At 64.2% G+C, this 10,738-nt stretch carries 9 protein-coding genes; 5 read left to right on the top strand and 4 right to left on the bottom strand.

Annotated features, from left to right (window positions below; translation table 11 throughout):
- The first annotated feature begins 329 nt into the window (after positions 1–329).
- Positions 330–1,649, top strand: a complete 1,320-nt coding sequence (locus EN932_RS18815) for a lipopolysaccharide biosynthesis protein (protein WP_127369812.1) — start codon at positions 330–332, stop codon at positions 1,647–1,649.
- 79 nt (positions 1,650–1,728) lie between these two features.
- Here EN932_RS18815 and EN932_RS18810 read toward each other — a convergent pair whose 3' ends face one another.
- Genes EN932_RS18810 through EN932_RS18800 form a run of 3 tightly spaced genes read right to left on the bottom strand, consistent with a single transcriptional unit; the run spans position 1,729 to position 4,612 of the window.
- Positions 1,729–2,652: a DUF6492 family protein gene (locus tag EN932_RS18810; RefSeq protein WP_127385835.1), complete on the bottom strand. Its 924-nt coding sequence runs from the start codon at positions 2,650–2,652 to the stop codon at positions 1,729–1,731.
- On the bottom strand, positions 2,649–3,443 hold the full coding sequence (locus EN932_RS18805) for a WecB/TagA/CpsF family glycosyltransferase (protein ID WP_063170060.1): 795 nt from the start codon (positions 3,441–3,443) through the stop codon (positions 2,649–2,651). The genes EN932_RS18810 and EN932_RS18805 overlap by 4 nt, the downstream gene beginning before the upstream one ends.
- Complete coding sequence (locus EN932_RS18800; RefSeq protein ID WP_127388237.1) at positions 3,440–4,612, bottom strand: glycosyltransferase family 4 protein; 1,173 nt, start codon at positions 4,610–4,612, stop codon at positions 3,440–3,442. The genes EN932_RS18805 and EN932_RS18800 overlap by 4 nt, the downstream gene beginning before the upstream one ends.
- 172 nt (positions 4,613–4,784) lie before the next feature.
- On the opposite strand from EN932_RS18800, the gene EN932_RS18795 reads away from it, so the two are divergent.
- Genes EN932_RS18795 through proC form a run of 3 tightly spaced genes read left to right on the top strand, consistent with a single transcriptional unit; the run spans position 4,785 to position 7,962 of the window.
- The gene (locus EN932_RS18795; RefSeq protein ID WP_127384495.1) at positions 4,785–5,783 is read left to right on the top strand and encodes a glycosyltransferase; all 999 of its coding nucleotides are present in this window, start codon (positions 4,785–4,787) and stop codon (positions 5,781–5,783) included.
- Positions 5,752–7,086, top strand: coding sequence for an O-antigen ligase (locus EN932_RS18790; protein WP_013530224.1), 1,335 nt, complete (start codon positions 5,752–5,754; stop codon positions 7,084–7,086). The genes EN932_RS18795 and EN932_RS18790 overlap by 32 nt, the downstream gene beginning before the upstream one ends.
- 60 nt (positions 7,087–7,146) lie before the next feature.
- Positions 7,147–7,962, top strand: coding sequence for a pyrroline-5-carboxylate reductase (gene proC, locus EN932_RS18785; protein ID WP_127384496.1), 816 nt, complete (start codon positions 7,147–7,149; stop codon positions 7,960–7,962).
- 4 nt (positions 7,963–7,966) lie between these two features.
- On the opposite strand, the gene EN932_RS18780 is transcribed toward proC, so the two are convergent.
- Positions 7,967–9,283: an NAD(P)H-dependent oxidoreductase gene (locus tag EN932_RS18780; RefSeq protein ID WP_127384497.1), complete on the bottom strand. Its 1,317-nt coding sequence runs from the start codon at positions 9,281–9,283 to the stop codon at positions 7,967–7,969.
- A gap of 338 nt (positions 9,284–9,621) precedes the next feature.
- Between EN932_RS18780 and EN932_RS18775 the strand changes: the two genes are divergently transcribed.
- Positions 9,622–10,738, top strand: a 1,117-nt coding sequence (locus EN932_RS18775) for a PTS transporter subunit IIC (protein WP_128368974.1), incomplete at its 3' end; no start/stop codon positions are given.

Genomic DNA, 10,738 nt, shown 5'->3' with positions numbered 1-10,738 from the left:
CGCCATGACGGGTCTGCCCGGTCGCCGATCGAGACCAGCGACGCGTCGGGTTCGTCGCCACGCACAGCCTGGCCCAGCGCCAGCAACGAGCGCTCGCGCTTCCAGTCTTCGCGGTTTTCCCTGTCGACCATCGTCTGGAACTTTACCCTTGGCGACCTGCGAACGGAGATTGGCCATTCGTTAAGCCACGCTAAACAGGCATGGAAAACAAAAGGTTAATTTTCCCGCGCCGAAGCGTCGGTTTCTCGTTTCGGTTGCATCTATTTTCGACACAAGCCCAGCCGCCAGAACGGCACGTTAAGTTTTCCGGCCTAGGCTCTCCTTGAGACATGACGCAGGCCAGTGACATACCGCAAAGGCGGCCCCTCGCCCGGCCGCAAAGGCGGCCCCTCGCCCGGATCGGCAGCTTTTTGGCCGAACGACGGGGGCTGCTTCGCGACTATTTCTCAGCGATCAGCGGTGCCGGTGGGCGACTGGTGTTTTCGCTGGCCTATTTCATCGCGCTGGCCAACACGCTGTCGATATCCGAATTCGGCATGTTCGCCACCGCGTCGGCGGCCGGCGTCATGCTGTCGCGCATCCTCGCTTTCGGGTTCATCTCGGCGCTTTACCGCACCGCCACCATCCGCCCCAATCTGATCGGCACCTTTTCCGCCGGCTTCCTGCTGCTCGGCGTGCTGTCGCTGCCGCTGCTGGCCGTGGCCTCGTTCGGCGTCTATCTGCTTTTCTTTGCCGACACCGTGCCGCTGTCGGTGTTTGCGGCAATCGTCTTTGCCGAAGCGCTGTTGTGGCGGCCGGTGGAGGTGGCGCTGATCGTCAACAACGGCCTGGGCAAGTTCGGCCGCGCCGCGCTGCTGGCCATCCTGGCGACCGCGCTGCGGGCGCTCGGCGCGGTGCTGTTCATGTTCTCAGCGCAACACAGCGTCTGGATATGGTCCTGGTTCTATATCGGCGCCAATGCCGCCTCGCTGCTGATTGCCTTCGGCTTCTTCTACCCGCGCCAGAGGCTGCGGCTGCGCGTCGAGCTGTATCTTCGGCGATTGGCCGATTCCATCTATGTGGCCGGCGCCGAAGTGCTGTTCTACCTGCAGATGGAGTTCGACAAGCTGCTGGTGCTGGCGATCGGCGGCCCGCATCTGGCCGGCATCTACGCCATCATCATGCGGCTGGTAGACCTGACGGCGATTCCGATCCGCACCTTCTCGATGATGCTGGTGCAGCGCATGATGCGCGCGCCGGAACTGCTGTCACGGCTGGCGGTCAAGAGCGGCATCGAAGGCGGCGTTTTCGCGGTGTCGACGCTGGCGCTCTTGACGCTCGGCATCGTGCTGCATTTCTTCCCCAATGCGCTCGGCAAGAATGTCGCCGAGGCTGCCCCGCTGGTGGTGCTGGCGATCTGCGTGCCGGGATTGCGCAATCTGATCGAATACCAGGCCGAGCTTTTGTTCGCACGCGGCCAGACGCTGGTGCGGGCGCTCAATCTCGGCCTGCTCGCCGGATTGAAGGCGCTGTTGCTGACCTATGTGCTGACGACCATCCTCGACACGCCGAAGCTGGTGCTGTCGCTCAATGTCGTCTTCCTGCTTTTGTATCTCGCCTCGACGCTGCTCACCTATTCGGCGATGCGCAAGCCGGCCAAACCCGTCTAGGACTTTCTCATTTGTACATGACTTCTGGACAAACGGAAATCGTTGTCCGAGAAAACCGGTTTCCGCTTTTCGGGATGATCTAATCCAACCCAATCAGACGGCGGATGCGGCCGATATCGGTGCCGATGAAGGATTGCATGCCGATCGCCACCTGCTCCGGCGCCATGGCGGCAACGAAGCGGCGGAACTCGTCATCCGAAAGCGCTTCGCCGGTCCAGTGCACGCGGCAGAACTCTTCGGAACCGTGGAAGTGGCCGGCTCCGTCCAGCAGATCGTCGACATAGCGGCCGTAGATCATGCATTCGGAGAATTTGCGCGCCGAACCGACGACCTCGACCCAGTTGCGGCCATGGACCTTCTCGATCTCGCCGCACATGGCCAGCACGGTGTCGCGCCGCCAGGCGATCAGCGTCGAGATGTAGTCATGGATCGACGTCCGGGACGGGTCGATGCCGAGTGCCGATCCCGCATTGCGCGACCAGATGCGATGCTCCTCATGACCTTCGTCCGCCAGCACAGCGTCGCGGCGGAACAGGCGCACCTTGCCGTCGCGCCAGAAGGCGCCGCAGTCGAAAGGTTTCAGGAAGGCAACATCGGAATCGCAGAAGATGAGCACGTCTTGAGATGCATGCGCTGATATGGCGATGCGGCGCAACTGCTGCACATGCCAGCCGCGCAGCGGCTGGGTCTTCAGGCTGAGCCAGACGCGCCGGCGAAACAGGCTGAGCGGATCGTCGAAGGCGTGCAGCCAGCGCGGCAGCAATTCCCGCTCGTCGACCACCGTGCGGCGGCCGGTCTCCAATTGGCGAAACAGGCCGACATCGCGATGCTCGACCAGGATGTAATGGTGCGCCGCGCCAGAAACGTGGCGATCAAGTGTCTCGCACAGCAGGCGACAGCGCTCGAAATCGGGCGCATAGCTTGCCGTCACGATGGCCGCCGTCGGTGTCTGCCGGAGCGGGCTTGGCTCGACAGCGGCACCTGGCACGAACCTGCTGTTCATTTGGTATCTCCCGCGGCTTCGGGCGCAAGCGAGAATTTCTGCCTGACGACGCGCAGCAGGAACAGCGGGTTGCCGACCACATAGCGGCGCCACAGGCGGCCCGGCTCGACAGCCAACCGGAACAGCCATTCGAGCCGCAGCCGGCGCATCCACAAGGGCGCGCGGGGCACCGCGCCGCTCAGGAAATCAAGCAACGCGCCGACGGCGATCGGCAGCGTGCAATGGCGCGCGTCGATATGGCGTTCGATCCACAATTCCTGGCGCGGCACGCCCATGGCCACGAGCAGCACGTCGGGCCGAAGCGCGGCAATCCGGTCGACGATTTCCTGCTCCTGCGAAGGGGGGAAATAGCCGTCATGGATCACCACGAACCGGTGCTGCACGGCCAGTGCCGCCAGCTTGACCGACGCCGCTTCGGCGTTGACGCGCGTCGCGCCGAGCAGCCCGACGGTCAGCGGCGTCGTCGAGGCCTGCAGGAAGGCCGGGACGAAATCGGTACCATTGAGATTGTCGGGAAACGGCGCCCCGTAGAGGAGCCTCGCCGCCAGATCGATGCCGATGCCGTCGGGCAGGATGAGGAAATCATCGAGTGCTTCGGCGAACACCGGGTCGGTATAGGCGATGTTGGCGTTGTGGGCGTTGAGGAAACTGACCTTGGTGAAGCGCCGCTCGGCAATCAACCGGTTCAGCAGGGCGATGGCATCGTTCCAGCGGACCGCAACCACCGGGATGCCAAGGATCGTCTTCAGCGTGTCGAGCCCGAAAGCGGCGCGGGCGGAATGCATGTTCATGCAAACGCCTCCTGCCTGAGAGGGGCGAGCTTTTCGAGGCCGAGCCGGATGGCAGCGTCGAGCGCCTTGACCTGCGAGCCCCGGAACGCGCTGCCGTCAACGTCGCGGATGTCGGCCGCCGCAGCCTCGAGCGCCCTGGCGAAGGCAACGGGATCGTCGGTGACGACGCAATTGGAAGGACGGTGGTCGATGCCGCGCAACGAACGGCTGGTGGCGACCGAAGGCAGGCCGAGCTCGAAGGTTTCGATGGTCTTCAACTGGACACCGCTGCCGGCGGTGCTGATCAGCGGGATGACGGCAGCACCGCGCACGAAAGCTTGCGCGTCGGGCACGCGGCCGACAAATTCGACACCCGGGTGCTTCGACGCGACGCCCGAAGGCATGTGGCCCGCAATGCGGATGCGGAAATCGGGCCGCAGATGCGGCACGACCTTGCCCAGGAACCAGTCGAGGCCGATGCGGTTCGGCTGCCAGGTCCAGGTGCCGATCAGTGCGGCGTCGCAGTCGATGCGGCGCGGGCTTTTCAGGGTTGGCGCCTGGGCACCGGTCACCAGCGACAGCACCGCCGAGCGGTTGTCGGAGGCGACACCGAGCGCGGCGCGGTCTTCCTCGGCCAGGGTGAAGACGAAGCGCGCCCGGCGGCAGAGACGCTCTTCGACGGTCTTGAGCAGCCTCGCCTCGCGGCGAAACAGCAGGCGCTGGAAGAGGCTGCCGGCGGCAGCGGCATTCTCCCGCGCCGAAAGATGCTCGACATTGTGGGCAACGAAGATCGAAGGCCGCTCAGCGAACAGCTTTTCGAAGGCGCCGGCGAACTGCACGGAATTCAAGACATAGCCGTCAAACGGTCCGGCACGCTCAATGGCAGCGAGAACATCGCTGTCGGACACGGCGCGCAGCTTGACCGACGCGAAGGTGAGGCCCGAAAGCAGCGCCTTGCCGACCCAGGCCAGCTTTTGCCGCGCGGAGGCATTTTCCGTGCGCACGTCGATCGCACCCAGCACCACGGTGTTTTCGGGGTCGGCCGCGGGCTTCCCCGGCCAGGTAAAGCCGATGACGGTGACGCGCGCGCCAGCGCGCCGCAAGGCAGCGATGATCGCAGCGTTGGCGATCTCGTAGCCCGAGGCGAGAGCGCCGTCGGGCACGATCGATGTGGCGAACAGCAGATGCATCTTACCTATCCAGTGGTGTAGCCGGTAGCAAAGTGCGGTGAACCCTTGATTAAGCCTGCACATTCGACGACCGAAAGCCGCTGCCTGGCGGGCTTCTCCGTACAAGGTGATTAACGAAACCTTATCAACCGTGGTGCTACCAGAGCCCAACTCACCATGTGGCTGGACACGGATGATCCCTTTGCCATCGGACGGCTCGGTAACGGTCGCGGGACGCACGCCGCGGCTTGACGTCGAGGCCGTCGAAGCCGTCGTCACCTTGCCGACCTTCAAGCGTCCCGAGCAAGTGCTGGAAACGCTGGCGTCGCTGCGCGCGCAGCAAACCGGCAGACGCTTTGCCGTGATCGTCATGGAGAACGAAGCCGAGGCGCGGGCCGGCGCCAAGGCGGCGCTGCCGCTGTTCGAGCGGGGCGAAATGCCGGGCCTGGTGATCATCGCGCACGAGCGCGGCAATTGCAGCGCCTACAATGCCGGCTGGCAGACAGCCATCCTGCAATTCCCGAACTTCAGGCATCTGCTGGTCATCGACGACGACGAGATCGCCGATCCGCAGTGGCTGGAACGGATGTGCCTGGCTGCCGAAACGCTCGGCGCCGACATTGTCGGCGGCCCGCAGGTGCCCGTGTTTGCCGACCCCGCCCATGCGCGATGGGCAGACCATCCGGTGTTCGCGCCGCCTTACCGGGAAACCGGACGCGTGCCGGCGCTCTATTCGTCGGGCAATCTTCTGGTCGGGCGCAACGTGCTGATCGCCATGGGTCCGCCCTTTCTCGATCTCAGATTCAATTTCATGGGCGGCGGCGATTCCGACTTTCTCAGCCGGTCGGTGCAAAAGGGCTTTGTGCTGGGCTGGTGCGCCGAGGCCAAGGTGCTGGAAACCGTTCCGGCGCGGCGTATCGAAGCCGACTGGATCCGCGCCCGCAGCCTGCGCAACGGCGTCATCTCGACACTGGTCGAAAAGAAGAAGCGCGCCGGCACGCCAATGGCCGGCGCCAAAGTGTTGCTGAAGAGCCTGGCACTGCTTGCCGCCTCGCCGTTTCGCGGCCTGATCCGGCTGGCGCGGACCCGATCGCCGGCGATCGCCATCTACCCCGTCCATGTGGCGCTGGGCCGCGTGCTGGCCGAATTCGGATATGCCAATGAGCAATACCGCCAGCCTGAGAAAAACTGAGCGCGCGCCGCTCGGCGACGCGTTCACGCGCGAAGGCGTGGCCACCGCCATTGCCGCGCTGCTGTTCACCGTCATCATGGTGTCGTTCCGGCCGTTCCAGCCGGGCGGCGCCGAACTCACCGGTCAAGGCGGCGACATCGTCAACCAGCTTGGCTTCGGTTCGCTCGGCGCCATGTCGATCTTCTCGCTGATGGCCTTTGCCGATCCGCGCGTGGTGCGCTCGCTGCTGAGCCCATCCTGGGTGTTGATGCTGGGCTTCTTTTTCCTCTCGGTGATCCTGTCGACCGATCCGCCTTCGGCCATGCGCGCCGCCTCCTTCACGCTGATCGGCATCCTGACGATGGCGACGATCCTGGTGCTGCCGCGCGACGCCGAAGCCTTCTCGAAGGTGATCATCTTCACCGCCGTCGTGGTCATGGGCCTTTCCTATCTCGGCCTCATCGTCTTTCCGCACGAGGCGATGCACACAGCCGACTCGCAGGAGCCCGAACATGCCGGACTGTGGCGCGGCGTGTTCACCCACAAGAACATTGCCGGGCCGGTCATGGCCTGCCTCAGCTTCGCAGGCCTCTATCTCTACCGGCGCGGGCAGCGCTACTGGGGCGCCGGGATCTTCTTCGCGGCGATGATCTTCATGCTGCACACCGGCTCCAAGACGACAGCCGGCCTGGTGCCGTTCTCGATCCTGATCGTCATGTTCCCGAGCCTGATAGGCATGCGGCTCGGCACGCCGATCCTGTTTGCGCTGGCCATCATCGCCACCGCGGTCGGCACGCTGGGCATCGTCTTCCTGCCGCCTGTAAAACATCTGGCGGCGATCTATTTCCCCGGCATGACCTATACCGGCCGCACGACGCTGTGGGAGTTCGCCGGCAGCATGCTGGCGAAGAAGCCATGGACCGGCTACGGCTATGAAAGCTTCTGGGGCACGCCGCTCTTGCTCAACCAGGACCAGCCCTTCGACCGGCCCTGGGACATCAGGACCATCGTGCACGGCCATGACGGCTATCTCGACATCGCCGTGCTGATGGGCATTCCGGCACTATGCGTGGCGGTCTACACCTTCCTCATCGCGCCGCTGCGCGACTACATGCGCATTCCGTTGCGCAGGGAAAACATCTTTCTCGGCGACTTCTTCATGATGGTGGTGCTGTTCACGGCGCTTAACGCTTTCCTCGAAAGCTTCTTCTTCCATCGCGGCGACCCGGTCTGGCTGTTCTTCGTGCTCGGCGTGCTCGGCCTCAGGCAAGTGTCGCTGCGGCCAATCGCGGTGCGCGATCCCGATCGTGGCTCGCGATCCTGATGGGGCTTCCCCAGGGAAGCGCCAGCGTCTATGTGAAGGCCTTCCTTTGGAGGGCTTTCGATGACGATCAGGCTTGTTCTCGCCGGCTGCGGCAATATGGGCTACGCCATGCTCTCGGGCTGGCTGAAATCCGGCAAGCTCGCGCCGTCGGCGGTTTTCGTGGTCGAGCCCAATGCCGATCTGCGCAATCGCGCGGCAACGCTGGGCTGCGTGACATCAGCCGATGCCGGTAGCATACCGGCCGATGCCCTGCCCGATCTCGTCGTCATCGCGGTGAAGCCGCAGGTGATCCGCGACGTCACGGCCGCCTACAAGCGCTTCGGCGACGGCCGCACCACCTTCGTCAGCATCGCCGCCGGCACGCCTGCCGCCACCTTCGAGGAAATCCTCGGCAACCGCGCGCCGATCGTGCGCTGCATGCCCAACACGCCCGCGGCGATCGGCAAGGGCATGATGGTGGTGTTCTCCAACAAGCTCGTGTCCGATGACACCAAGCGTTTCGTCGCCGACCTTTTGTCGGCGAGCGGCGAAGTGGCCACCATCGACGATGAGGGCCTGATGGATGCGGTGACCGCCGTGTCCGGATCGGGGCCGGCCTATATTTTCCATTTCATCGAAGCGCTGACGGTTGCCGCCGAGAAGGCCGGTCTGCCGACGGCGACCGCCAAGCTGCTCGCCATGCAGACCGTCTATGGCGCCGCCTCGCTCGCCGCCGAAAGCGGCGAGGAACCGGGCGTGCTGCGCCGGCAGGTCACCAGCCCCAACGGCACGACGGCCGCGGCGCTGGCCGTTCTGATGGGCGAGGACCGGCTGACCAATCTGCTGACGCAAGCGGTGGAGGCTGCGCGGCTGCGGTCGGTCGAACTGGGGAGATAAATCCTCAGTTTGTCCCGTACAGCATCTCATCCTGCAGCCGGCGCAAGGCGAACAGCCTCGTCGTCTGGTCGGGCGACGCATTATCCGCCGTCAGCAATTCGCCTTTCGTGACCGGTTTCAGCACCTTGCCGCCCTCGAGCAGGCCGACCGGCACGGCGCGCTGGGCGCGGGCTTCGCCGACGGTCATCGTCCAGGAGCGGTAACAAGTCTCGCCGATCGCATCGAAGGTCTCGCCGGGGGCAAGGTCGCGCTTGGCAACGGCGCACACTTCGGCAACCGGCCGCGGCAGCGGCACCATGTCGGGCTTGCCGAAAAGCACGATGCGGGCGGCGGTCAGCGGCACTTCCAGCGAGGTCAAATGGTATGGCCGGAACAGGCTGTAATAGGGGCCGTGGCCGATATGAAGATCGTCCATGCGCTCGATGATGCGCGGATGCGTCGCTTCGACGATGACGAAGACACCGGGCGCGACGCCCTTGCCGACCGTGTAGTCGACGACGCCTTTCTTCAACAGCAGCCCGCCATCCTCGCGCGGGATCAGCACCTTGGCGAGGTCGTCGCGATCGGCCTTGGGGCCGTGCATGCCGGGGACGTCCGGCACCAGCCCGGTGGCGTTGGCGATGGCGCACATCTCGACCATGGTCTTGGAGCCGTCGACGAACTCGACCAGCATGCGCGGGTTCATGTTGCGGCGGATCGCTTCGGCGCGATAGTCGTCCGGCACGGCATCGTGGTTGAGCGGGTTGTTCTTGCCCTTGCCGGCCGACACGATGGTCAACCCGAGCGCCGACGCAAACTCGATCAGTTCCATGCAGCTCGACGGCTCGTCGCCCGCACCCACCGAATAGACGACGCCAAGCCGGTCGGCCTGCTGCTTGAGATAGCAGCCGATGGTGACGTCGGCCTCGACGTTCATCATCACCAGATGCTTGCCGTGCTCCATCGCCATGAGGTCGAAATCGGCGGCGACGCCCGGCTTGCCGGTGGCGTCGATGACGACGTCGATCAGCGGATTGGTGACCAGCATCTCGTTGGATGTGACGGCGATTTTTCCCGCCTCGATTGCCGCGGTGACTTTCGAGGCGGTGTCGGCTTCGACCGCCATGGCTTCGTCGCCATAGGCGATACGGATAGCGTCGCGCGCGGTGTGCGGGCGGCGCGTCGAGACGGCGCAGACCGAAATGCCCGGCATCAGCATGCCCTGCGTGACCAGATCGGTGCCCATTTCGCCCGAACCGATGACACCGATGCGCACCGGGCGGTTCTCGGCGGCACGCTTGGCGAGATCACGGGCAAGCCCGGTCAGGGCGACGTTGGTCATGCAGGAATGTCCACAGCTTCGTGATTTGGGGTCGGATAGCAGGGAATGGGTTCTATTTGCCAACGAAACCCGGTCGCGACCGGCAATTTCCCACGAAATCGTCTCGGAAGGCACGTCCGCCGGGGCTCGATTCGCCGAAGCCCAACAATTGACATTGCAGCGGACAACCCCAATAAAACATTCGTTTGTCAACAAAGGCAAATGTTCACCGACGCGACAGTCGGGAAGCATTCGCCTCTGGGCAAATTGGGGAGTGTCTTTGCGCCACGGCGTCAAAGGCTGGATGGAGCATCATTGCGAGGCGTCGAGCGAAGGCTCGCGGCTCCAGGGGAGGAAAAATGGATACTGTTCTCGCGGGCCTAAAAGGGGCCATCGATACGCTTGGCCCGACGATCCTGCTGCCAATTGTCATTTTCGTCATCGCCGTGGTTCTGGGCGCCAAGGTCAGCAAGGCTTTTCGCGCCGCCGTCACCATCGGCGTCGCCTTCATCGGCATCAATCTGGTGCTTGGCCTCATGTTCACGTCGATTGGCGACGTCGCCAAGGCCATCGTCACCAACACCGGCATCCATCGCGACATCATCGATGTCGGCTGGCCCTCCGCGGCCGCGATCGCCTTCGGCTCATCGGTCGGCCTTTGGGTCATTCCGGTCGGCATCCTCGTCAACATCGTGCTGTTGCTGACACGCATGACGCGCACGCTCAATGTCGACGTCTGGAATTTCTGGCACTTCGCCTTTGTCGGCTCGCTGGTCGTCGCCGCAACCGACAATCTGGCCTATGGCATCGCGGTCGCAGCACTTGTCGCAGCACTCTCGCTGCTGTTCGCCGACTGGTCGGCGCGCGCGGTACAGCAGTTCTACGGGGTACCCGGCATTTCCGTGCCGCATCTCGCCTCGGCGCAGATCCTGCCGATCGCCATTGTGCTCAACTGGATCATGGACCGCATTCCCGGGATCAACCGCATCAACATCAACACCGATACGATCGAGCGCAGGTTCGGCGTGTTCGGCGAACCTGTCGTGATGGGCCTCATTATCGGCCTCGTGCTTGGTGCGATCGCCTTCTACAATGCGGGTGATCTCAGCGTGGTGCTGGCCAAGGTTCTGGGCACCGGCATGACGCTGGCCGCGGTCATGCTGCTGCTGCCGCGCATGGTCAAGATCCTGATGGAAGGCCTGCTGCCGGTTTCCGACGCAGCCCAGGCATTCGTGCGCAAGCGCACGGGCGATCGCGAGCTTCTTGTTGGCCTCGATTCCGCGATCCTGATCGGCCATCCGGCCGCGATCTCGTCGTCGCTGATCCTGGTGCCGATCGCGATCATCCTGTCCATCATCCTGCCGGGCAACCGCGTCATCCTGTTCGCCGACCTTGCGGTCATTCCCTTCATCGTCGCCATGACCGCGCCGCTGGTCAAAGGCAACGTGTTCCGCATGGTGGTGATCGGCACGGTGA

The organism is Mesorhizobium sp. M7A.F.Ca.US.002.01.1.1 (assembly GCF_004022955.1).
Lineage (GTDB): Bacteria > Pseudomonadota > Alphaproteobacteria > Rhizobiales > Rhizobiaceae > Mesorhizobium > Mesorhizobium ciceri.
The sequence above is the reverse complement of the archived record's forward strand: the minus strand, read 5'-3'. Positions and strand labels throughout refer to the sequence as shown.

Excerpts from the sequence above, each read along its gene's own strand:
- EN932_RS18790 (WP_013530224.1), top strand. The coding sequence starts at position 5,752 with ATGAGCAATACCGCCAGCCTGAGAAAAACTGAGCGCGCGCCGCTCGGC.
- EN932_RS18815 (WP_127369812.1), top strand. The coding sequence starts at position 330 with ATGACGCAGGCCAGTGACATACCGCAAAGGCGGCCCCTCGCCCGGCCG.
- EN932_RS18795 (WP_127384495.1), top strand. The coding sequence starts at position 4,785 with ATGATCCCTTTGCCATCGGACGGCTCGGTAACGGTCGCGGGACGCACG.
- proC (WP_127384496.1), top strand. The coding sequence starts at position 7,147 with ATGACGATCAGGCTTGTTCTCGCCGGCTGCGGCAATATGGGCTACGCC.
- EN932_RS18805 (WP_063170060.1), bottom strand. The coding sequence starts at position 3,443 with ATGAACATGCATTCCGCCCGCGCCGCTTTCGGGCTCGACACGCTGAAG.
- EN932_RS18780 (WP_127384497.1), bottom strand. The coding sequence starts at position 9,283 with ATGACCAACGTCGCCCTGACCGGGCTTGCCCGTGATCTCGCCAAGCGT.
- EN932_RS18800 (WP_127388237.1), bottom strand. The coding sequence starts at position 4,612 with ATGCATCTGCTGTTCGCCACATCGATCGTGCCCGACGGCGCTCTCGCC.
- EN932_RS18810 (WP_127385835.1), bottom strand. The coding sequence starts at position 2,652 with ATGAACAGCAGGTTCGTGCCAGGTGCCGCTGTCGAGCCAAGCCCGCTC.